The organism is Microbacterium sp. 20-116, from assembly GCF_041079415.1.
In the GTDB taxonomy this organism is placed as follows: domain Bacteria; phylum Actinomycetota; class Actinomycetes; order Actinomycetales; family Microbacteriaceae; genus Microbacterium.
Window position 1 is genome coordinate 1 of sequence record NZ_JBFYGP010000004.1, and the last position, 21904, is coordinate 21904.

General features: G+C 69.8%; 17 protein-coding genes. 6 read left to right on the plus strand and 11 right to left on the minus strand.

All coding sequences use genetic code 11. The features are described 5' to 3' along the window. Positions 1 to 268 precede the first annotated feature (268 nt). On the plus strand, positions 269 to 1363 hold the full coding sequence (locus tag AB6V29_RS09275; RefSeq protein ID WP_369358199.1) for an SseB family protein: 1095 nt from the start codon (positions 269 to 271) through the stop codon (positions 1361 to 1363). A gap of 55 nt (positions 1364 to 1418) precedes the next feature. On the opposite strand, the gene AB6V29_RS09280 is transcribed toward AB6V29_RS09275, so the two are convergent. Further along, complete coding sequence (locus AB6V29_RS09280) at positions 1419 to 2045, minus strand: DUF1684 domain-containing protein (RefSeq protein ID WP_267786214.1); 627 nt, start codon at positions 2043 to 2045, stop codon at positions 1419 to 1421. Between the two features lie 153 nt (positions 2046 to 2198). Here AB6V29_RS09280 and ligD point away from each other — a divergent pair, with 153 nt between their 5' ends. Further along, on the plus strand, positions 2199 to 3224 hold the full coding sequence (gene ligD / locus AB6V29_RS09285) for a non-homologous end-joining DNA ligase (RefSeq protein ID WP_369358201.1): 1026 nt from the start codon (positions 2199 to 2201) through the stop codon (positions 3222 to 3224). Here the strand turns inward: ligD and AB6V29_RS09290 are convergent. Further along, positions 3221 to 4171, minus strand: coding sequence for a DUF5937 family protein (locus AB6V29_RS09290; RefSeq protein ID WP_369358202.1), 951 nt, complete (start codon positions 4169 to 4171; stop codon positions 3221 to 3223). The two genes, ligD and AB6V29_RS09290, sit on opposite strands and share 4 nt — an antisense overlap. Positions 4172 to 4226: 55 nt before the next feature. On the opposite strand from AB6V29_RS09290, the gene AB6V29_RS09295 reads away from it, so the two are divergent. Beyond that, positions 4227 to 5504 (plus strand): MFS transporter, encoded by a 1278-nt coding sequence (locus tag AB6V29_RS09295; RefSeq protein ID WP_369358203.1) that lies wholly within the window; start codon positions 4227 to 4229, stop codon positions 5502 to 5504. A gap of 24 nt (positions 5505 to 5528) precedes the next feature. Here AB6V29_RS09295 and AB6V29_RS09300 read toward each other — a convergent pair whose 3' ends face one another. From AB6V29_RS09300 to AB6V29_RS09310, 3 genes are all read right to left on the minus strand, one after another. Continuing rightward, positions 5529 to 6572, minus strand: a complete 1044-nt coding sequence (locus AB6V29_RS09300) for an ATP-dependent DNA ligase (RefSeq protein ID WP_267786219.1) — start codon at positions 6570 to 6572, stop codon at positions 5529 to 5531. Positions 6573 to 6576: 4 nt separating this feature from the next. Further along, positions 6577 to 7755, minus strand: coding sequence for an AI-2E family transporter (locus AB6V29_RS09305; protein ID WP_369358206.1), 1179 nt, complete (start codon positions 7753 to 7755; stop codon positions 6577 to 6579). A 100-nt stretch (positions 7756 to 7855) separates the two neighbouring features. After that, the gene (locus tag AB6V29_RS09310) at positions 7856 to 8203 is read right to left on the minus strand and encodes a response regulator (RefSeq protein ID WP_267786222.1); all 348 of its coding nucleotides are present in this window, start codon (positions 8201 to 8203) and stop codon (positions 7856 to 7858) included. A 134-nt stretch (positions 8204 to 8337) separates the two neighbouring features. Here AB6V29_RS09310 and AB6V29_RS09315 point away from each other — a divergent pair, with 134 nt between their 5' ends. Next, complete coding sequence (locus AB6V29_RS09315; RefSeq protein WP_369358208.1) at positions 8338 to 10017, plus strand: sensor histidine kinase; 1680 nt, start codon at positions 8338 to 8340, stop codon at positions 10015 to 10017. A 40-nt stretch (positions 10018 to 10057) separates the two neighbouring features. On the opposite strand, the gene AB6V29_RS09320 is transcribed toward AB6V29_RS09315, so the two are convergent. Together AB6V29_RS09320 and AB6V29_RS09325 are read right to left on the minus strand one after the other, a co-directional pair. Beyond that, positions 10058 to 11299 carry an acyl-CoA dehydrogenase family protein gene (locus AB6V29_RS09320; RefSeq protein ID WP_369358210.1) on the minus strand — a complete coding sequence of 414 codons (1242 nt, stop codon included), beginning with the start codon at positions 11297 to 11299 and terminating at the stop codon, positions 10058 to 10060. 409 nt (positions 11300 to 11708) lie between these two features. Further along, entirely contained in the window at positions 11709 to 12377 is a 669-nt protein-coding gene (locus AB6V29_RS09325) for a TetR/AcrR family transcriptional regulator (protein ID WP_369358212.1), read from the minus strand. Between the two features lie 122 nt (positions 12378 to 12499). Here AB6V29_RS09325 and AB6V29_RS09330 point away from each other — a divergent pair, with 122 nt between their 5' ends. Further along, the gene (locus AB6V29_RS09330; protein WP_369358214.1) at positions 12500 to 13975 is read left to right on the plus strand and encodes an FAD-dependent oxidoreductase; all 1476 of its coding nucleotides are present in this window, start codon (positions 12500 to 12502) and stop codon (positions 13973 to 13975) included. Between the two features lie 151 nt (positions 13976 to 14126). Here AB6V29_RS09330 and AB6V29_RS09335 read toward each other — a convergent pair whose 3' ends face one another. From AB6V29_RS09335 to AB6V29_RS09350, 4 genes are all read right to left on the minus strand, one after another. After that, a complete protein-coding gene (locus AB6V29_RS09335; RefSeq protein WP_267786227.1) occupies positions 14127 to 14759 on the minus strand; it encodes a LysE family translocator in 633 nt (210 codons plus the stop codon). Positions 14760 to 15143: 384 nt separating this feature from the next. Continuing rightward, the gene (locus AB6V29_RS09340; RefSeq protein ID WP_369358215.1) at positions 15144 to 16709 is read right to left on the minus strand and encodes an FAD-dependent oxidoreductase; all 1566 of its coding nucleotides are present in this window, start codon (positions 16707 to 16709) and stop codon (positions 15144 to 15146) included. Further along, positions 16702 to 19002 (minus strand): molybdopterin oxidoreductase family protein, encoded by a 2301-nt coding sequence (locus AB6V29_RS09345; protein ID WP_369358217.1) that lies wholly within the window; start codon positions 19000 to 19002, stop codon positions 16702 to 16704. The genes AB6V29_RS09340 and AB6V29_RS09345 overlap by 8 nt, the downstream gene beginning before the upstream one ends. Continuing rightward, positions 19002 to 20390, minus strand: coding sequence for an MFS transporter (locus AB6V29_RS09350; RefSeq protein WP_369358219.1), 1389 nt, complete (start codon positions 20388 to 20390; stop codon positions 19002 to 19004). Before AB6V29_RS09350 ends, AB6V29_RS09345 begins: the two co-directional genes overlap by 1 nt. Positions 20391 to 20720: 330 nt before the next feature. Here AB6V29_RS09350 and AB6V29_RS09355 point away from each other — a divergent pair, with 330 nt between their 5' ends. Further along, on the plus strand, positions 20721 to 21869 hold the full coding sequence (locus tag AB6V29_RS09355; RefSeq protein WP_369358221.1) for a hypothetical protein: 1149 nt from the start codon (positions 20721 to 20723) through the stop codon (positions 21867 to 21869). Positions 21870 to 21904: the final 35 nt, after the last annotated feature.

Consider the following 21904-nt stretch of genomic DNA (forward strand, 5'->3'; position numbering starts at 1 on the left):
CCGTGCGCGTGCGCGGGTGGGGGTGCCAGCGCGAGCACGTGCGCGCGGTCGGGGGTGCGGGCGCGGCGGGTCCGTCCCACGCATAAACGCGATCCACGCGCGGAAACGCGTGCTCCTCGCGTTTATCGGCGCTGATCGTGTTTATCGGTGCCCGCAGGCGCCGTCCCGCGCAGGAACGCCATGCGGTCGCGGCCTCGACCGGGGCGCGGACGCCGTTCGCGGCACCCCGCCGGGCCCGGCCCGCGGACCGCCCGGATAGGCTTGCGCAATGGCTCTCTTCTCGCGCCGCAAGAAGTCCGACTCCGACGACGTATCGGCCGACCGGCCCGACACCGCGATCGAGCCGGGCGAACAGCCCGTCGATCCCGCGGGCCCGAGCGATGCCGCTCCGGCCGCGGAGGTTCCGGCTGAAGCCGCCCCGACCGTGGGCATCTCGATGTCGTCGTTCCGCGGGGTGGGCGCCGGCCCCGACACTCCCGAGCCGTCGTCGGCTCCGCCGGTGGCAGCTCGTCCCTCGGCGCGCCAGCCCGGCGCGATGGAGGCCCCCGAGGCACCCGAGACGGTGCCGGGCCTTCGCGACAACGTCCTGCTCGGCAATGCCCTCGCCGAGGTCGACGGGCAGCCCGAGCCCGCTCAGCTGCTCAACATCGCGCGGCAGTTGCTGCAGGGGCACGTCTTCCTCCGCGTGAAGGGCGACGCCCGAGCGCTCCTCGCCGAGGGCAAGGACCTCCCGCTCGCCGTCGCGAACAACGGTGACGAGCAGCTCGTCCTCGCCTACAGCGGCGGACTCGCCCTGCGTGCCAGCGTCGATGCCGACGGCGACCGCGATACGTCTGCGATGGGCCAGCCCGTCATGGCGCTGCTGCGTCACGTGCTCGCCGGTCCCTACGCAGGCATCATCCTCGACCCCGCCTCCCAGCCGAACCGCGCCGTGCTGCCCAAGGCTCTCCTCGAGCGCATGGTCGCCGAGGTCGACCCCGAACTGCGCATCAAGACTGCCCTGTGCGAGACGCGCGATGACTCCACCGCGTCGAGGATCGTCGACGCGATCGTCGCCGAGGCTCCCCTGTGGATCGGCGTGAACCGCTCCGAGGAGGGCGGTCCGATCGGCGTCGCCGAGTCGCGGTCAGCCACGGGCGAACGTTTCCTCGAGGTCTTCACGCACCCGCTCGAACTTCTCGCCCTCGGCCGCGGTGACCAGCCGCTGCCCATCCAGCGCACACAGCTCGCGAAGGCTCTGGCCGGCGACGCCGCACTGACCGGCATCCTGATCGATCCTGCCGGCCCGTGGATCCGCATCGACCGCGACGAGCTCGCTCCGGTGATCGCTCTGGCGGAAGAGGGCTCCGAGCCCACCGCCTGACTCGACGACAAGACGGCGGGCCGCTCCCTCTCGGGGCGGCCCGCCGTCGTTCGTGTCAGACCCCGTACAGCTCGCCGACCGGCACCGCCACCGGGAGCACGTTGCCGGCCGGGGCCAGCGGGCAGGCCCACATCGGGTCGTACGCGCACGAGGGGTTGTATGCGAAGTTGAAGTCGATGACGAGGGTGTCGGGCGCGGCGCCCCGGCCGAGATCGGCGCCCTTGATGGTGTCGAGCAGATAACGCCCGCCGCCGTAGGTGCCCCCGGGGCGGCCGGCCGCGGCATCCCGAACCGGCACGAACAGCCCGCCGCCGTACGACGTCAGCCGCCACACGTCGAGGGATCCGGTCTCGGGCAGTTCGACACGACCGATGCGTTCGAAGCCGACCTCGCCGTCGGTGCCGGTCGTGGCCACGAACGAGGCCTCGTCGGCGTCGAGCAGGGGAACCTCGAAGCGCCACGCGGCGTCGTAGGGCGCGAGCGGCAGACCGACGAAGCCGTCGCGCTGCTCGGGGAGCAACGGCGTGGCCGGATGATCGGCGAACAGCGCGTCGCGCTCGATGCGCCACAGCTCGTGGGCGTCTTCGGGGTCGTCGGCTTCGCGCACCGCGTCGTACAGCGCGAAGACGCGTCGGCGCCAGTCGGCGATGTCGAGGGCGGTCCGGGCGGCTGCGGAGGTCATGGTCCGAGCGTAAACGGCTGCCGGATGCCAGGACTCGGGCTGGACAGCGAGGCGGCGCCCGCTCTGCTCGAAGACGTCTCCGGGGTACCACGGCTTCCGCCCTCTCGCGCAACCCGGCAGACACGACCGTAGCCCGCGCACTAGCGTCGGGACATGGCATCCCCCCGCATCACGCTGACCGTGCCGGGCCCCGACGGCGATCGGGAGGTGGGCATTTCGAACCCCGATCGCGTGCTGTGGCCCGAGGTGGGGATCACCAAGCGCGAGTTGGCGGAGTACCTCATCGCCGTCGCCGACCCCTTCATCGCGGCGAACGGGCATCGGCCGGTGTCGCTCGAGCGTTTTCCCGAGGGGGTGGGAGGCGAGGCCTTCTTCTCGAAGAACCCGCCGAAGGGGGCGCCCGACTTCGTCGAGGCCGTCACTGTGACGTACAACAGCGGGCGCCGGCATCCGCAGCTCTTCCTCGGCGAGATCGCGTCGGCGGTGTGGGCCGCGCAGATGAACACGATCGTGTTCCACCCCTGGGCCTCTCTCGCGAGCGACGCCGACCACCCCGTCGAGTTGCGTATCGACCTCGATCCGCAGCCGGGAACGGGTATCGCCGAGGCGGTCAGCGCGGCGCACGAACTGCGTACGGTCCTTCGCGAAGCGGGCCTCGAGGCCTGGATCAAGACCAGCGGCAACCGCGGCCTGCACGTGTTCTGCCCGATCGAGCCGACGCACGAGTTCCTCGACGTCCGGCACGCGGTCATCGCCGCCGCGCGCGAACTGGAGCGACGGATGCCGGATGCCGTGACCACGAGCTGGTGGAAGGAAGAGCGGGGTCAGCGCATCTTCGTCGACTTCAACCAGGCCAACCGCGACCGGACGATGGCGGGGGCGTACTCGCCCCGGGCTCTGCCCACCGCGACCGTGTCGACTCCGGTGTCGTGGGACGAGCTCGACGGCCTCGACCCGCTCGCGTTCACCGTGCGCTCGATTCCCGAGCGGTTGGACACGGTCGGGGATCCGTGGGCGGGGTTCAGCGAGAAGCCCGGACGCATCGACACGCTGCTGGAATGGTGGCAGCGCGACCTCGACGCCGGGCTGGGCGAGCTGCCTTTCCCGCCCGAGTTCCCGAAGATGCCGGGTGAGCCGCCGCGCGTGCAGCCCTCGCGGGCGAAGGCCCCAGACGCTTAGGGGTTCAGCGCGTCGCCCGCGGCGCTGCGGTAGTAGAGCACGGCGCGTCCGTATCGCGTGCGGTTCAAGAGCCCCGCGCGTTCCATCACGCGCAGGTGCTGGTTGATCGCGGAGGTCGAGACACCGAGCTGCAGGGCGAGATCGGTGGAGGATGCCGGCTCACCCAGCGCCACGAGAAGTGTCGCGCGCGTGCGACCGAGCAGGTCGACGACGGCGTCGGGTGCGGGCTGCGCGCTGGTGGACCACATCGCCCCCTGCCCGCGCGCGGGGTACATCACCGTGGGAGGGAGGTCGTCGTCGATCGGCGTGGACACCCGGACGGTGAAGATCGACGGGACGAGGGTGAGGCCTTCGCCGAGGACCGGTCGGCGGCGAACCTCGGGGTTCCACAACCGCACGTCGAGGTGTCGTCCGTCGTAGCGCGCGGCATCCGACAGGCCGTTGAGGACCGTACCCATGCCGGATTGCGCGGCGACGCGCCCACGGTAGGCGATGTCGGAGCGCAGGACCGCGCTCATGCGCGCCCAGTGCGGCGCGAAGCAGAGGTCCCACGTGGTCGCGAGCGCTCGCTGCAGACGAGCGACGACGAGATCGTGGCGCCCGCGGAAAACCGTCGGCACCTCCCCGTGCACCCGCTCGAGATCGGTGTGCAGGCGCGCCCGCGAGATGCGGCCGAGCTCCGCCAGTTCGTCGTCGAACGACGTAAGAGGGGAGGCGGGCCGCGGGTTGACGAAGTCCGCCGTCCACTTGCGGTCGTTGATCAGTGCGAGCAGTACGTCGAGATCCAGGAGCGGGCGCACGTCTGCGATCTGGCGGAGCCACGGAGCCTGCAGCGGGTACCCCTCCGGCTGCGACAGGGCGCGGAGTCCGAGGCCCAGCTCCGACAGCGGCGAGATACCGAAACGGATCGCCGAGATGTCGGCGGCCTCCAGCTCGTACCGGATCATGAAGCCCCACGCTACATCGATTGAACGCCTCTCCGCCGACTGGATCAATGGAGGGGTGACCAGCACGATCCCCGCCGCCCCCCTGAAAGTTCTCGTGCAGACGGACAAGACCCTGCGCCGCCTGCTCACGATCACGCTGGTCGACACCCTCGGACGCGGCGCGTTCTTCACTCTGACGACGCTGTATCTCACGCTCATCGTGGGACTCGAGCCCGTGACGGTCGGTATCGGCTTGACCATCGCCGGGGCGGTGGGCGTGGCCAGCTCGCTCGCCTTCGGCCACCTCTCGGACCGCTTCAGCGCACGGATGATGCTGATCGTGCTGCACGTCGTTCAGGGCGCGGCGCTCATCGGCTACCTCTTCGTGAGGGATCTTGCTTCGCTCGTGATCGTCGCCTCGCTCGTGCTGCTCGCACAGCAGGGCGGTGGGAGCGTGCGCTCGTCCGTGGTCGGGCGGGCGTTCCGCGGAGACGACCGCGTGCGCATCCGTGCCGCCATGCGGACCGTGACCAACGTCGGGATCGGGATCGGCACCGCGGTCGCGGCGATCCCGCTCGCCCTCGGCACGCCGTTCGCCTTCCACGTGACGATGACCGTCTCGGGATCGTTCTTCCTGCTGTCCGCGCTGCTCGTGGCCGGACTCGACCCGGCTCGCATCGACGTCTCCACCGCCGAACCCGCGCCGGACGCCCCCGCCGCGGCAGGCCGGAGTCCCTATCGGGACCCGCGGTTCCTGTGGCTCACCGCTCTCATGGGAGTGTTCGGCATCCAGTTCGGTGTGTTCGAGATCGGTGTGCCGCTGTGGGTCGTCGCGCACACGATCGCCCCCGACGTGGTCGTCAGCCCACTGCTGCTCGTCAACACGGTCGTCGTGGTGCTGCTGCAGGTGCGGATGAGTCGCGGGACCGGCACCTTCGCCGGGGCCGGACGCGCGATGAGCAGGTCAGGGTGGCTCATGGTCGCGGCGTGCGCGCTCTGGGCGGGCGCCGGCTGGATCGGCGGCGAGGGGTGGGGCCCGGTGGCAGCGGTGATCGTGGTGCTGCTGGCCGCGGCCGTCGTGCACTCCCTTGCCGAGATCACCTCGAGCGCCGCAGGATGGAGCCTCAGCTTCGACCTCGCCCCGCAGGAGCGTATGGGCAGCTACCAGGGCGTCTACGGCACCGGATACGCGGTCGGCGCGATGATCGCCCCCGCCGTGGTGACGCTCACGGCGATCGATCTCGGCACGGGCGGGTGGGCCATTCTCGCGGCGATGTTCGCCGCTGCGGCTGCGGGGGTCGTCGTGATCGCACGGCGGGCCGAGCGGGAAAGGGATGCCGCTCCCACCGACTGAGCGACAGTGCGGGAGTCGCCGGACTCAGTCCAGCACGTCGCCCAGGTCGTACGACGACACCGTCTCGAGCTGCGTGAACGTGCAGGAGCGGGCGTCGCGGTCGGGACGCCAGCGGTCGAACTGCACGGTGTGGCGGAAGCGCATGCCCTCGAGCTGGTCGTAACGCACCTCGAGCACGAGCTCGGGGCGCAGCCGGACGAACGACACGTCTTTCGACGCCGAGAAGCGTGAGCGGTCGGTCTCGCCGACGACGGCGGCGCCATCGGCATCTCGCTCGACGAGCGGGGCGAGTTCGTCGATGAGCTCGCGACGTTTCTTGTCGGTCCATGCCGAGACACCGCCGACGCCGTGCAGGCGACCCTCGTCGTCGTACAGACCGACGAGGAGCGAACCCACGCCCTCGCCCGACTTGTGGATGCGGTAGCCGAGGGCCACGACGTCTGCCGTGCGGGCGTGCTTGATCTTGAACATCGTGCGCTTGTTCGGGGCGTAGGGCTGGGCGAGCGGCTTGGCGATCACGCCGTCGAGGCCCGCGCCCTCGAACTCGGCGAGCCACCGGCGCGCGAGGTCGGGGTCGTCGGTCGTGCGGGTGACGTGAACGGGGTGCGGCACGGTGCCCAACAGGTCTTCGAGCTGCGCGCGGCGCTCCGAGAACGGCTCGTTCTGCAGGTCGCGGTCGCCGCGGGCGAGCAGGTCGAACGCGATGAACATCGCCGGCGTCTCTTCGGACAGCAGGGCCACGCGCGAGGCCGCGGGGTGGATGCGCTGCGACAGGGCCTCCCAGTCGAGGCGTTGCGCGCCGGCCTCGCCGCGGGCGACCACAACCTCTCCGTCGATGAGGCACGGCTCGGGCAGGATCTCGGCGAACGCCGCGACCAGCTCGGGGAAGTACCGGGTGAGGGGCTTCGCCCCGCGACTGCCGATCTCGACGTCGGTGCCGTCCCACGACACCAGCGCGCGGAAGCCGTCCCACTTGGGCTCGTAGCTGAACCCGCCCGCGACCTTGGCGTGCTCGGGCACCTGGGGCACCGACTTCGCCAGCATCGGTGCGGGGATGTCATAGCCCACGGCGTCAGTCCTCGCTCTCGCCCCCGGCGAGCGGAACGGGGTTGCGACGCTTCTTGCGGCGCGCCCACTCGGCCGGCTTGTCATCGCCGTTCCAGACGCTGATCACGCCCCAGACCACGGCGGTCAGCGGGACGGCCAGGAGCGTGCCCAGGATGCCGCCGATCGCGGTGCCACCGGCGAGCACCACCAGGACGACGAAGGAGTGCAGCTTCATCGAGCGACCCATGAGAACCGGCTGCAGGAAATTGCCCTCGAGCTGGTTGACCAGCACCACGATGCCGACCACGATCAGGGCGACGATCGGCCCGTTGGTGACGAGGGCGACGAGAGCGGCCAAGATGCCGGCGGTGACGGCGCCGACGATCGGGATGAAAGCGAGAAGGAAGACAAGAACCGCCAGGGGGAGGGCGAGGGGTACCTGCAGGATCGCCAGCCCGATGCCGATACCGATCGCGTCGACGGCGGCGACGGAGGCCGTGCCGCGGACGTACGAGCCCAGCACGGTGACGGTCTTGTCTCCGATCCGGCGTGCGCGCTCGTAGTCGCTGCCGCGGAAGGGGCGCAGCACGAACTCCCACATGCGGGGGCCGTCCTTGAGGAAGAAGAACAGGATGACGACCATGAGCACGAAGCCGGTGACGAACGATGCGACAGCGCTGACCCCGGCGAGGGCGCCGGTGCCGAACTCCGAGCTCGTGACGAAGCTCTGGACCCCCTGGAGCGCCTGATTCACCTGGTCGGGCGAGATGGCGAAGGGGAGCGTGTGATACCAGTCCTGCGCCTGCTCGAAGCCCTGCGTGGCCTGCGAGCTGAGGTAGTCCCACTGATTGATGACGGCGTTCGCCACCAGCCAGCCGAGCGCTCCGAGAACGACGACGACCGCGAGCAGCGTCAGCAGCGTCGCCAAGATGGCGGGCACGCCCTTTCGCCTCATCCACATCGTGACCGGCCCGAAAGCCGACGCGAAGATGAGGGCGAGGACCAGCGGGATGATCACCAGCGTGACCTGACGAATGCCCCAGATGAGCCCGGTCACCAGCACCACGACGATGATGATCTGCACGGCGCGGATGGCGAGACGCCCGAAGCCGTCGGACCACAGGCTCTTCGATGGCGTCTGTGCCGCCGGGGGGACGGAACGGACGGTGTCGTGCGGCGCGGGGTGGCGGGAGAACGGGCCCATGCTCACACGGTAGTGGGGACCTCCGACATGGCCGGTGTGTCTTGCGCCGGGTGTCGAGGCGGATTAGGGCGCGGCGACGCGGCTCCGCCGGAGTCCTCGGTCAACCCTCGAGGATCTCCCGAACCTGGGCGACGACCGCCCGCGGTCGGAAAGGTTTCGAGATGACCGCGTCGACGCCCGACTCGCGCGCTCGGCACTGATCTTCCGACTGCGCGCGGGCGGTGAGCATGAGGATGCGGGGCTGCTCGATACCGCACGTCGCCCGGATCTTCTCGCACGCTCGGATGCCGTCCATGACGGGCATCATCCAATCGAGAAGAACGACGCGCGGCCGTTCGCGCAGCACGGCGTCGACGCCTTCCTCCCCGTTGCTCGCCCGAACGGCTGAGATATCTGCTCGGTCGAGACCCATCAGCAACAGATCGGCGATGTCATCGTCGTCGTCCACAACCACAACCGAAGCTCCCATATGAGATATCTTGCCCGGAAAGTACCGTGATGGTCGGCGCAAAGAACCTCATCCCAGATGCTGGCAAAATCGCACGAGGCAGCGCCGTCCTGTGGCGCGCGGAAGGGGGCGGCATGCCCGATCGATCAATTTGGACGCCCCTTCTTCCTCGTCAGTTGTTCGTGCGTCTGCAATTGCCCTTCTTGCTCGGGGTCACGCTGCTCTCGGTCGCAATGCTCATCGCCGTTCCCGAACTCGAACGATCGGCGGAGTTGTGGCTGGGCTTGGTGGTGGCGGCGGTTGCCTCGGTCCTGTTCCTCTCGCCGCGGCAGACGTGGATGCACACGGGGTGGATCGTCGTCATCCCCGTGCTCGACATCGTCAGCATCGCGTTCGTGCGCACCGCCCTCCTGCCGTACCTGCCGTCCGTGGGACTGCTGTCCCTCGTCCCCTTCGCGTGGATCGCGTACCGGTTCGGGTGGCCCGGACTCGCGCTGATCCTCGTGTCCGGCATCGTCATCGCCGGTCTACCCTTTCTTCTCGGCGGACGACCCGTGACGACTCTCCTCGCGCTCGTGAATGTTCTGACCCTCCCCTTCATCGCGACCGGGTTATCGGTCGCGATCCATCTGGGTTCGCGGAACTTCGAAATGCGGCGTCGAATGTCGGAGGAAGCGACGGCGAGGCTTCGCACCGCTTTGGAGCAGTCGCACGAGGCGGAATTGCTCCTGCGTTCTGTGTTCGACACCGTCAGCGGAGCCGTGGCGTACTACAACGCGCGAAACGAGCTCGTGCTCGCCAATGCGACCGCCGCGAAGATGGTCGATGTCGTCGGATTCCGTCTCGACGTTCCCCCGTATGCAGGACCCGACGCATTGATGGCCGACAGGAAGACGAGGATCCCGCTCGAGCGCCAGATCATTCCGCGTGCCCTGCGGGGCGAGATCATCGCGAATCACATCGAATGGCTCGGCCGCCCGGGCAGCCAGATCGCCATCATGGCATCGTCGCGCCGCGTGCACCGAGACGACGGCACCCTCCTCGGCACGGTGATCGCCGCATACGACGTGACCGAGCTGGTAGAGGCGATCGAGGTGCGCGAGGAGTTCTTGACGACGGTGTCGCATGAGCTGCGTACTCCGCTCACATCGATCATCGGCTACACGGAAGAGATCGTCGACGTCCTCGGGGAAGACGCGAAGAGGCTCGGCATCGACTCGTGGCTGGCGACGATCCTGCGCAACACCGACACCTTGCTCGATCGTGTCAGCGAACTGCTGACGGTCGCCGATTCGCAGGTGCAGCTCGACGTCCGGGAGGTCGACGTCGCATCGATCATCGGGCGTGCGGTCGAACCGTTCACCGTGTTGGCCGGGCGCGCCGGTATCGAGTTGCGGACCGACGTGTCCGCCGATCTGCTCATCGAGGCGGATCCGACCCGTTTGGCGCAGGTGGTCGAAAATCTCGTGGGCAACGCGACGAAGTTCACCGGGCGCGGGGGACTTGTCACGGTCAGCGCGCGGCGGCGAAGCGACGAGGAACTGTCGATCTCGGTGGCCGATACCGGGATCGGGATGACCGCCGACGTCCGACGGCGCGTGTTCGACCGCTTCTATCGGGCTCAGGTCGTGCGAGACGACGCCATCCAGGGAATCGGCGTCGGCATGTCCATCGTGAAGAAGATCGTCGACGCCCACGGCGGGGAGATCGCGATTGAGAGCGCCCCCGGGCTGGGGACGACGGTGACGGTGGTGTTGCCGACGCGCTCCGTCACGAGCCCGGCTCCCGCAGCGGAGGCGGTGGAGTCCGCCTAGCCCCCTCGACGCGCGGGCGCCGGGGTGCCGGCATCCGGGCTCAGACGAACGCGCTCATTCCGGTGATGTCGCGGCCGAGCAGGAGGGCCTGGACGCTCTCGGTGCCCTCGTACGTGTGGATGGCCTCGATGTCGGCCATGTGCTGCATGACGCCGTTCTCGAGCAGGATGCCGTTGCCGCCCAGCAGGTCGCGAGCGATCGCGGCGACCCGGCGGGCCGCCCGGGTGTTGTGGTACTTCGCGAGCGACGCCTGGGTGGGACGCAGGCCTCCGCTGGACTCGAGGTCGGCCAGGCGGCGGCAGTAGAGCTGCATCGCGGTGAGCTCGTCGAGCATCTGCGCGAGCCGCTCCTGCACCATCTGGAACTTGGCGAGGGGCTTGCCGAACTGCATGCGTTCGGTGGCATATGTCCGGGCGATCTCGTAGCAGGCGGTCGCGTGGCCGAGCGCCGACCAGGCGACGCCCGATCGCGTGGCGAACAGAACCACCGATGCGTCTTTGAAGGTGTGTGTGCCGGGGAGCACGGCATCCGCGGGAAGACGCACCTCGTCCATCGCGATGTGAGCCTGGTGGATGCCGCGCAGCGACACCTTTCCGGTGATGACGGTGCCCGTGTAGCCCGGGGTGTCCTGCTCGACGAGGAAGCAGCGCACGTTGCCGTGGTCGTCGCCGCCCTCGTTCTCGACGCGCGCCCAGACGAAGGTGATGCCGCCGGAGGCGCCGTTGCCGATCCACTTCTTCGTTCCGCTGAGCGACCAGCCCTCGTCGGTACGGGTGGCGGTGGTCTCGAGAGAGACGGAGTCGGAGCCGTGGTCGGGCTCGGTCAGGGCGAAGGCGCCGAGCACGGTGCCGTCGGCGAGGGGCTTCAGCCAGCGCTGCTGCTGCTCGGGCGAGCCGTAGAGCGCGAGCGTCCGCAGCGCGAGTCCGCCCTGCACGGCGAGGGCCGTGGCGAGCGAGCCGTCGTGGCGCGAGATCTCCATGTTGACCAGGCCCGCGGCCAGCGGCGAGGTGTAGGGCAGCTCGTCGTGCTCGATGCCGTCGGTGAACAGCTGGAGCTCGCCCATGCGCCGGACGAGGTCGATCGGGTAGCTCGCGGCATCCCATTCGCCCTGCATGCGCGTGCCGACCTCGTCGGCGAAAGCCTTGGCGGTGTCCCAGATCGCGCGGTCGGCGTCGGGGATGTCGGCGAACACCGCGTAGTAGTCGGTGTCGCGGCGGCCCAGCAGGTCGTAGCGGGCGACGCACTCTCCGGGGAGCGCGCGGGCATCGGCATCGATGGTCATGGGTCCCAGTATCGCGCATGTTGATACTGGGTGTCACGTGCCGGGAGAGACTCGCGGCGAACGCTCGGACGGATGCTCGGGCGGATGCTCGGGTGGGCGCCCGGGTGCGCGCGGCGCCGTGTCGCGCGCCCCGCGATGACCGGGCCCGCTTCGACGTCGAGTGTCCACGACACCCGGAAGATTTTTCAGAATGTCCGGGTGTTTTGGACAACCAACGCAGGGCCTCGCCCCGCGATGGCGGTGCGTCGTTCGACGTCGAGTCCCGCGATGGCGGTGCGTGATTGGACGTTGAGTGTCCACGACACCCGGACGATTTTTCGCAACGTCCGGGTGTTTTGGACACTCAACGGGTGGGGCGGGCGGGCGGGCGGGCGGGCACGCGAGGGACGGCCCCCGCGAAGCCCGCGCGTCAGTCGCCCAGCGCCCCGCGCAGGCGCCGCGTGATTTCCGCGGCGGGCATGCGACGGGGGAAGGCCGCGACGATCAGGTCGTCGCCGGCAGCGTCATCGCCGTCGGGGTGCACGCCGTAGCGGCGCAGCACGTCGTCGAGAGCGCGACGGAGAATGGATGCCGGCACCCGAGCGCCCCGCATCAATCGGCGCAGCACGTGATTGTGCACCGCCGTGACCGAGGCCGCGAAGCCGACGGCATCCAGGGGGTCGATACCGGGGAGCGCTTCGCGCAGGTACTCGTCGAAGAGGCGTTCGTAGCGGAACACCGTGACGATCTCGCGGTCGCGAAGGCCCGGGATCTGCCGCACGATGGCGTAGCGGCGTCGGGCGACCTCGGGGTCGGCGGCGAAGTGCCGGAACACGCGCACCGACGCCTCGCACACGGCCGCCCACGGATCGTCGTGCGGCTGGGCGAGATAAGCGCGCGTCTCGGCGAGAAGCACCTCGTGGTCGGCGAACACGACGTCTTCTTTGCCGCCGAACTGCCGGAAGAACGTCGACCGCGACACCCCCGCCGCCTGCGCGATCTGCTCGACCGAGGTCTGGTCGTAGCCGTGCTCGACGAAGAGGTCGATAGCCGCGGACACGACGGCGGTGCGGCTCGAAGGGGCGGCGCTGTCGGTCACGCCCCGAGCCTATCCGCGGGCCGCCCGCGCGCGGGGTCGGGTTACGCGGGCGTCGCGTAGATGATCGAGGCGACGGTGGCAACCGCATACCGAGACCCTCGCGCCCGCGATGGGATGAACGCATGACCTCCTCCCTGTGGCACCGCGACCAGACGTCCGTCGACGGGACGCCGTTCGAACCCGACACCCGGCACGACGTGGTCATCGTCGGCGCCGGGATCACCGGCCTCTCGACCGCCGTGATGCTCGCCGAGGCGGGGGTCGATGTAGCGGTGGTCGACGCAGGTGACGTGGGGCAGGGCGCGACCGGGGCATCCGTGGGTATGGCATCCCTTCTGCAGGGGACGACGCTCGCGGCGCTCCGCGCCCACCACCCGGCCGGACTCGTGAAGGCGTATGTCGACGCGAACCGCGCGGGGCAGGAGTGGCTCGCCGAGCGCGCCGGCGCCGCCGCCGATTGGCGCACCGCCTTCACCTTCGGGCGGGGTCTCGCCACCGACACCGCTCTCGACGCGGTCCGCGATGCATCGCGCGAAGCGGGACTCCCCGTGCGCGAAGACGGCCCCGCAGACCTCGGCGGCCGCACCGCTGTGCGTGCCCTGGCCCTCGACGACCAGCTCGCCCTCGACCCCGTCGCGCTCTCGCGCTCCCTCGCCGAGGCGGCCCTGGCGGCCGGGGCGACGCTGCACACGGGCGTCCGCGTGACCGACGTGCACGCTCTGCCCGCCGGTCGCGCCGACACCGACCACGGCACGATCTTCGGCGACACCGTCGTTCTCGCCACCGGTACGCCCATCGCCCGCCGCGGCCTGTACGACCTGAAGACCCGGGCGCTGCGTTCGTGGGCGATCGCCTTCGAGATGGAGGGGGATGCCGAGGCCCCCGGCGGCATGTGGAGCGAGGTCGGCGCCGACGGGCGCAGCATCGTGGCGGCACCGTCGTCGTTCGGGCGCGGCGTTCTGCTGGTGACCGGGGCACGGCATCCGGTCGGCTCGGCGCCCTCGGAGGTCGCGCTCGCCGAGGGGCTCGCCGCCTGGGCGCGCCGCACGCTCCCGGTGGGCGCGGAGGTCGCCCGCTGGTCGGGCCAGGACTACCAGTCGCACAACCTCGTGCCCTTCGTCGGAGGGATGCCGAGGGGCCTCGGACGCCTCCGCTTCGCCACCGGATACGCCGGGTGGGGCCTGACCAACGCCCCCGCCGCCGCGATGCGGTTGACCGACGAGATCCGCGGCGTCTCGCGCAGCGACCGGCCGCAGTGGATGCGCACGATCGGCACGCGCATGACGGTTCCCGCCGACCTCGGCCGGGGAGTCGGCGAAGCCGCACGTCGGGTGGGCGTGGCAGCGGGCGCCTTCGCCGCGGCGGCGCCCGCACCGGTCAAGCGACCGGCCGAGGGAGCCGGGGTGGTGTCGCGGCAGGGGCTGCGGACCGCGGCGGTCTCGACGATCGAGGGACAGACGCGCGCGGTGGTGGCCCCGGCCCCGCTCACCTGGAACGACGCGGAGCGCTCGTGGGACAGCCCCGTCGACGGCTCGCGCTACGCCCCGGACGGGACACGGCTCGAGGGCGCGGCATCCGCGGATCTGGGTGTGCGCTGAGGTCGTCGGGCGTGGCGGGGCTCGGCTCGGCGGCCGCGCCGAGACTGCATCTCGCTGACAAACCGGTTGCAGGCTGACGCGGAGTCGTCAGCGAGTTGCCGTCTCGACGGCCGCCACCTGGACGACCGCCCGAGTCAGCTCTTCGGGCCGGTCAACTCTTCGCGCCCGACAGCGCGAGCGCGCCGCCGAGGCCGATCATCATGACACCGCCCGTGCCCGACAGGGTCGAGATGCGCTTGGGTGAACGGGCGAACCACTCGCGGGCGGTGCCGGCGGCCAGGGCCCACACGCTGTCGCAGGTGAGCGCCATGATCTGGAACATCAGGCCGAGAACGAGCAGTTGCAGCCACACCGCCCCCGCGTGCGGGTCGACGAACTGCGGCAGCACCGCGACGAAGAACGCGATCGTCTTGGGGTTGGTCAGACCGACGACGAAACCTTGACGCAGCAGGGTCCACGACGACGACGGCGCGCGGCTCGCCCCGGCGACGTGAGCGTGGCGATGACGAATGGCCTGGATGCCGAGCCACACGAGGTAGATCGCCCCGACGATCTTGAGCACCGTGAACGCGACGATCGACGACGCGACGATCGCCCCGACACCGAAGGCGACCGCGATGACGGCGGGCACCGTGCCCAGCGCGTTTCCGACGACACTGAGCACCCCCGCACGGCGGCCGAGCGCGATGGATCGTCCGATCACGAAGAGCACGCTCGGACCCGGGATGACGATGATGACGACCGACGCGGCGACGAAGGCCACGAGGTTCTCGATCGGAGGCATGCGGGGACTGTACTGCCGTCGCGTTTCGGGACGGTATCGCGCGTGGCAGCGGGCGAAACTCCTGAAATTCGGGATGCCGGTGGCGGTGAACGCGCGTAGGGCGGGGTGATCGCCCGGTTTCTCAGGAGTTTGGCCCGGCGGCTTCGCCTCGCCTCAGCCGGGTCCGGTGTCGGCAGGCGGCGGGGCGGCGCGCCGAGGCCAGAATTCGTACCCGCGTCTGGGCAGGTGGTGCGCGCGTCGCGGCGGGCCGAACTCCTGAGATTCAGGATCCCGGTGGCCGCGGACGCGTTCAGAGGGGGGTGATCACGCGGTTTCTCAGGAGTTCGGCCCGGCCGCCGCCGTGACCCGCCGCCGCCGAGGCCGCCGGACGTGGTGGCCGCCGCCCTAAGCCGGCACGGCCTCGCGGGCCAGCAGTTCGGTGATCCTCCCGACGCAGCCGCCGCAGCCGGTGCCGGCGCGGGTCGCGGACTTCACGCACGAGACCGTGGGTTCGCCCGCCGCGGCCGCCTCGCGGATGGCCCCGGCGCTCACGCCGTTGCACCAGCACACCGTCGCGTCGGCGGCGAAGGGGTCGGCCACCACTGCCATCCCGGCGTCCGGTGCGTCGAGGCGCAGGAGCGACGAGCGGTCGGCGGGCAGCTCCGACCCGCGCTCGAAGAGGAGCGTGAGCTCGGCCCCGGTCCGCGGCATCCCGACCGCGACGAAGCCGGTCAGCACACCCTCGACGGTGACGAGCTTGACGTACGCGCCGCGCGCGGGGTCGGCCCAGAGCGTGACCTGGGGGCCGTCGCATCCGGGAGCGTGTGCGAAGGGGTCGGCGTCGACCGCGCCTCCGGCGACGACGTCGATACCCTCGGCCTTGAGCATGACGACGCCGGGGCGTTCGACGGCGACAGGTCCCTCGACTCCCGACGACAGCAACGCCGCGAGCCTGTCGGCCTGCCGCCAGCCGGGTCCGACGAGTCCGCTCGGACCGCCCGGCACGCGGCCGTCGGCACCGGCTCCGGCGGGGTCGGCGACGTGCGCGCAGTCGCCGATGGCGAAGACGTTCGGGTCGGTCCACGAGCGCGACGCTGCGTCGACGAGCACGCCGGCCGAGGTGGCGAGACCGCAGAGCGATGCGAGCTCCGTTCGTGCCCCGACGCCGCACGACAACACCAGCAGGTCGCCCGCGAGCACCTTGCCGTCGGCGCACACGAGTCCGTCGAACCAGGCCTGACCGTGGTCGTCGTAGCGCTGCACGATGCTCTCGGCGCGCGCGTGGTGCATCATCTCGACGCCCACGGCGCTCGCCGCGGCGGCGAGCACGCGTCCGCCGTTCTCATCCAGCGTCCGGTTCATCGGCGCGGCGGAGTGGTACGCCACGACCACCTCGGCCCCCGCTTCTGCCGCGGCGAGGGCGAGTTCCATGCCGAGCACTCCCGCGCCGAGCACGACGATGCGCTGACCGGCCGAGACCGCCGCGCGCACGTGCTCGGCGTCGCCGAGGTCGCGCAGGGCCACGACACCGCGGGGGAGCGGCGCAGTGCCCTGATCCAGAGCAGAAGGGTCGGCCGGCCGCGCGGAGCGGTGCCGCTGCGCCCGCTCGAGCCCGGCGAGCGTCGGCACGTTCGCTCGCGCCCCGGTGGCGAGCACGAGCCGGTCGTAGGGAACACGGATGCCGTCATGCAGGCGCACCACCCCGAGGTCGCGGTCGACGCCGACCACCGTCGTCCCGAGCGCGAAGCGCACTCCCGCTTCTTCGGCGACGAGGCGGTCGCCCATGTCGAGCCCGTCGCGGTCGGTGCGGCCGACGGCGTACTCGGCGAGCAGCACGCGGTTGTACACGTCGTGCGGCTCGGCGCCGACGACGGTCAGGTCGATCCGCCCCTCTCGCACCGCGGGCAGGAGCCCCTCGACCAGCCGCGCCCCGACGGGGCCGTAGCCCACCAGCACCACACGCTCAGACACGGGTCTCCTCCTCGGTGCGCGACGACGGTGTGCGCGACGACGGTGTGCGTGACGTCGGTGTGCGCGACGACGCTGTGCGCGACGACGGTGTGCGTGACGACGCTGTGCTCAGCGACGGGGCGCCCGACGGCGTAGTGCTCGGCGCCGCACCTCTCGCGACCCCGACGAGCGCGGGCCCCACACCCGGGTGCTCCGCCACGACGACCGGCGAGGCCGTGGCGTGAGGGGGCGTGGCATCCGGGATCGCCTGCACCCGCACCCGCGTGCGCTTGAACTCGGGCATGGCCGAGGTCGGGTCGACGACGGCTTCGGTGAGGCGGTTGGCGCACTCGTCGCCGGCGTAGTGGAACGGCAGGAAGACGGTGTCGTGGCGGATGTCGGTGGTCACCGTCGCCCGTGCCCGTACCTCGCCCCGCTCGTTCGACACGGCGACCAGCGCGCCCTCGCGGATGCCGAGGCGCGACGCCGTCGCGGGGTGGATCTCGAGCCGCGCCTCGGGGCGGGCGCCGTTCAGCTCGGCGACGCGGCGGGTCTGGGTGCCCGACTGGTACTGCTGCAGGTAGCGGCCGGTGGTGAGGGTCAGCTCGTCACCGCGGTCGGTCGGCGTCGGGGGAGTGGCATCCACCGGCACCAGACGCGCCCGCCCGTCGGAGTGGGCGAAGCGTTCCGCGAACGGACGCGGAGTGCTCGAAGAGCGATACGGCCAGTACGCCTCGACGCCGGTGTCGAGCAGGGCATGCGAGAGGCCGGAGTAGTCGGCGACGCCGCCCTCCGACGCGCGAGCGAGCTCGTCGAACACCTCGGCCGGATTCACCGACCAGGTGGATGCCGCGCCCAGGCGCCGCGCGATCTCGGCCAGGATCCACAGCTCGCTGCGGGCCCCCTCGGGCCCCGGCAGCGCGCGGCGGCGGCGAATGACGCGGCCCTCGAGCGAGGTCATGGTCCCTTCCTCTTCGGCCCACTGCAGGACGGGCAGCACGATGTCGGCGAGCTCTGCGGTCTCGCTGAGGAAGAAGTCGCAGACGATCAGGGTGTCGAGGGCGGTGAGCCCCGCCCGCACGGCCGCGACGTCGGGAGCCGAGACGACGACGTTCGATCCGGCGACCAGCAGGGTCTTGACCGGCCCGCCGAGCTCGCCGAGCAGGGCGGTGGCCGGGATGCCGGCATCCGGAAGCTCGTCGGGATCGACGCCCCACACTCCGGCGACGTGCCGGCGCGCTTCGGGGTCACGGATGGAGCGGTAGCCGGGCAGCTGGTCGGCCTTCTGGCCGTGCTCGCGTCCGCCCTGGCCGTTGCCCTGGCCGGTGAGGGTGCCGTACCCCGAGCCCTCGCGACCGACCAGGCCCAGCACGAGCGCGAGGTTGATCGCGGCGGTCGCGGTGGCGGTGCCGTCGACGTGCTGCTCGACGCCGCGTCCGGTGAGGATGTATGCGCGTCCCGCGGCGAGGCGCCGCACGGTGGCCCGCAGCTCTGGGACGGGAACACCGGTGGTGGATGCCGTTCGCTCCGGCCACCACGCGGAGACGGATCGCCGCACCGCGTCGAAGCCCGTCGTGCGCTCCTCACCATAGGCACGGTCGGCGAGACCCTCGGCGAAAGCGATGTGCGTGAGGCCGAGCAGCAGGGGCAGGTCGGTTCCGGGGGCGGGCTGCAGGTGGGTGCCGGCGCCGTCTTCGGTGAGCCGCGCGGTGGCCGAGCGGCGCGGGTCGACGACGATCAGTCCGCCCGCGGCGCGGGCCCCGGCGAGGTGCGCGAGGAACGGCGGCATGGTCGCGGCGACGTTCGAGCCGAGCAGCAGGATCGTCGAGGCGTCGTCGAGGTCGGAGACCGGGAAGGGCAGCCCCCGGTCCATGCCGAACGCGCGATTGGATGCCGCGGCCGCCGACGACATGCAGAACCGGCCGTTGTAGTCGATCCGCGAGGTGCTGAGCGCGACGCGGGCGAACTTGCCGAGCTGGTACGCCTTCTCGTTGGTGAGTCCGCCGCCGCCGAAGATGGCGTTGGCGTCGGGCCCGTGGGTGGCCTTCGTGTCGCGGAACGCCCGGGCCACGGCATCCAGTGCTTCAGCCCAGGTGGTCTCGGCGAGGGTGCCGTCGGGTTGGCGGAGGAGTGGCATCCGGAGTCTGTGGGGGGATGCCAGGAGCTCCGCCGACGTCCAGCCCTTGGCGCAGAGCCCTCCCCGGTTGGTGGGGAAGTCGCGGCCGGCGACCGTGGTGGACCCCTCGTGGGTCACGGTCATGGCGCACTGCAGCGCGCAGTAGGGGCAGTGGGTGTCGGCGGAGCTCACGGACATCAGATGCGGGTTCCGCTCTTCTTCGACATGCGCAGGTAGATCCCGGCGGTGAGAGCGAGGAAGGCGACGTACGCGAGGGCGAACCAGCCGAGGGCGGGAGTGTACGAGCCGAACGTGGTCTTCGAGAAGCCGAGCAGCTGCGGAATGAAGAACCCGCCGTACGCGCCGATCGCCGAGATGAGGCCGAGGGCCGCGGCCGCCTTGCGCTGCGCGCCGATGCCGCCGTTGGCGCGGAGTGTGAAGATCGTCGGGATCATGCGGTAGGTCGAGCCGTTGCCCATGCCGGCGGCGGCGAACAGCACCAGGAAGCACAGCAGGAAGATCGCGAAGTTCTGCATCGGCAGGGTGAGGATGACGCCCAGGATGCCGAGACCCATCACCGTGAATGCGCCCATCGTGATGACGGTGCCGCCGAAGCGGTCGGCGAGCTTGCCGCCGTAGGGACGGGCGAGCGAGCCGACGAGCGCGCCCAGGAACGCGAGCGTGACGGTGGCGGTGCCGATCGCGAAGCCCTTGAAGTCGGGGAACGTGTCGGCGAGCAGCTTGGGGAAGACACCGGCGAAGCCGATGAACGAGCCGAAGGTGCCGATGTAGAGAACCGCCATGATCCACAGGTGCGGCTCTTTCAGAGCGGCGAGGGATGCCGTGATGTCGGCCTTGGCGCTGGACAGGTTATCCATGCGGAGGTACGCGCCGACCATGGCGACGATGATGAGCGGCACCCAGATGAGACCCGCGAGCGGCAGGTTGAGGGTGGCGGCGGCGCCGACCGTGATGACGATGGGGACGACGAACTGCGCGACGGAGGCGCCGAGGTTGCCGCCGGCGGCGTTGAGTCCGAGGGCGTAGCCCTTCTGCGCGGCCGGGTAGAAGAACGTGATGTTCGCCATCGAGCTGGCGAAGTTGCCCCCGCCGAAGCCGGCGAACGCGGCGATCAGGAGCAGCAGGCCGAACGGGGTCGCGGGGTTGCTGACCGCGATGGCGAGACCGATGCTCGGGATGAGCAGCAGGCCGGCCGAGACGATCGTCCAGTTGCGACCGCCGAAGCGCGGAACCATGAACGTGTAGGGGATGCGCAGCGTCGCGCCGACGAGGCTCGGCATGGAGATGAGCCAGAAGATCTCACCCGTCGACAGCTGGAAGCCTGCGGCCGGCAGAGAGACGACGACGACCGACCACAGCTGCCAGACGACGAAGCCGAGGAACTCGGCGAAGATCGACCACCGCAGGTTGCGGGCAGCGATGGCTTTGCCATCGGCGGCCCACTGGGTGGCGTTCTCGGGGTTCCAGTTGTCGATCCAGCGGCCGGGGCGGTGTCGTAGTTCCGCTGTTTCGGTTGCAGCCGCGGGCGGCGTTGCGGTTTCGGGGCGCGGGTCGGTGACGGTCACGGAGTCCTCCGATGGGCGATGCGGGGGAGGTGCAGCGCCCCGCATGGGTGGGGCGTGGTCGCCAGCGTAGGCAGGAGGGGTTTCCCGCGACCGCGTGCCCGGGGGCGGGGAGGTAACGAGTGGCTCACTGGAACGGATTGTCCGAGGAGAGACATCTGTTACATCCTCGACACGCATCACGCCGACCGGGGGAATCCTCCGTTGTGAGCGCGATCGTGCCCCTTGCGCGGGACAAGGCTGAGCAGTAGTGCGCCGAGAATGACGAAGATTCAGATATGTTGTGCTTGTAGCCAGATGGCGTCAGGGGTGACGCTTGTTTATTAGGATCGGTTGTGGGGAATCGTGAAAGAATTGTTGGCGAGGCGGCTGCTAGACACCGTGGTGTATGGCGATTCGGATGATGCGAGACCGTCCAGCGACGAGGTTGCTGCAGAAACCGCGCAGCTGACGAGGCTCGCAGCGCTCAAGTATGACGAATACGAGGGGTATAGCCCCGCGGTCAAGTTTCTCGAGTCGCTCGCGATCTGGTTAAGTCAGCTGGAGCCTTCAGACCGGCGCGGCGCCCTTCGATTCGTCAACGAACGACTGCTATTTATCTCTGCGGCCGAGATGGATCATCTCGTGGGAACCATTTATCCCGATCGCCTTCGCCCGTACTTCATACGAAAGGCTGCGCATGCGCTTGGAGTCAGTCACACCCGGGTAAGGCACGTGACGGCATCGGTCGAATTTCAAGAGCTCCATAGGCGTACGTTGATAATGGGCATGAGCGACGGCGCTAGGCTGGATAAGCTGCGAAGGGCCTCCTCTTTTTCTACTGAACAGTTTCACCTGGTTTCGACACTCGATGTGGGCAAGCAGGAAGATCTGAGGGGAAAGCTTGCGGACGCGCTTTCTCAGATGGGTTCGAGTGCACCCGCGAACTTTGCAACGGTGGTCGTTGTCGACGATTTCACGGCTAGTGGGACAACGATGCTGCGCCCCGTGGAAACTGAGGATAGCTCGGAGAAAGAGGGGGCTTGGGAGGGCAAGCTGGTGCGCCTTCGGGAACACTTGGTGCAACTTAAAGATGCGGGGATTGTGGCTGCCGACGCGCGGATCGTGGTACTGATCTACCTCATGACACAAAAGTCACGAGTCGCTCTCGCCGAGCGAATGCGAAACTCAGGTCTCGAATCCGAATTTGAGCTACGCGATGCGCACACATTTGGGGAAGATGTTCCGCTTGTCAACGGCCGCGACGATGAGTTCTTAAGAATTTTTGAAAAGTACTTCCAAGAGGAGTGGGTTGACGAGCATAATAGAAAAGCAGGGCATCCGAGATTCGGTTTCGCAGATAGTCGGCTTCCACTCGTCTTGCATCACAATGCTCCGAACAACACGCCCCCTGTAGTTTGGAAGCAGCATGATCCGGCAACAGGATCTGGCTGGAGTGGGGTCTTTCCTCGTCACGAGCGACACAGTTCGGAGCGACCGTAGTGGTTATACATAACCCTTTCCGGTATCGAGCGACC

What these genes read in the sequence shown, in the direction of transcription:
- ligD (WP_369358201.1), top strand. Translation starts at nt 2,199, where the DNA reads ATGGCATCCCCCCGCATCACGCTGACCGTGCCGGGCCCCGACGGCGAT.
- AB6V29_RS09330 (WP_369358214.1), top strand. Translation starts at nt 12,500, where the DNA reads ATGACCTCCTCCCTGTGGCACCGCGACCAGACGTCCGTCGACGGGACG.
- AB6V29_RS09280 (WP_267786214.1), bottom strand. Translation starts at nt 2,045, where the DNA reads ATGACCTCCGCAGCCGCCCGGACCGCCCTCGACATCGCCGACTGGCGC.
- AB6V29_RS09345 (WP_369358217.1), bottom strand. Translation starts at nt 19,002, where the DNA reads ATGTCCGTGAGCTCCGCCGACACCCACTGCCCCTACTGCGCGCTGCAG.
- AB6V29_RS09305 (WP_369358206.1), bottom strand. Translation starts at nt 7,755, where the DNA reads ATGGGCCCGTTCTCCCGCCACCCCGCGCCGCACGACACCGTCCGTTCC.
- AB6V29_RS09275 (WP_369358199.1), top strand. Translation starts at nt 269, where the DNA reads ATGGCTCTCTTCTCGCGCCGCAAGAAGTCCGACTCCGACGACGTATCG.
- AB6V29_RS09335 (WP_267786227.1), bottom strand. Translation starts at nt 14,759, where the DNA reads ATGCCTCCGATCGAGAACCTCGTGGCCTTCGTCGCCGCGTCGGTCGTC.
- AB6V29_RS09315 (WP_369358208.1), top strand. Translation starts at nt 8,338, where the DNA reads ATGCCCGATCGATCAATTTGGACGCCCCTTCTTCCTCGTCAGTTGTTC.
- AB6V29_RS09290 (WP_369358202.1), bottom strand. Translation starts at nt 4,171, where the DNA reads ATGATCCGGTACGAGCTGGAGGCCGCCGACATCTCGGCGATCCGTTTC.
- AB6V29_RS09320 (WP_369358210.1), bottom strand. Translation starts at nt 11,299, where the DNA reads ATGACCATCGATGCCGATGCCCGCGCGCTCCCCGGAGAGTGCGTCGCC.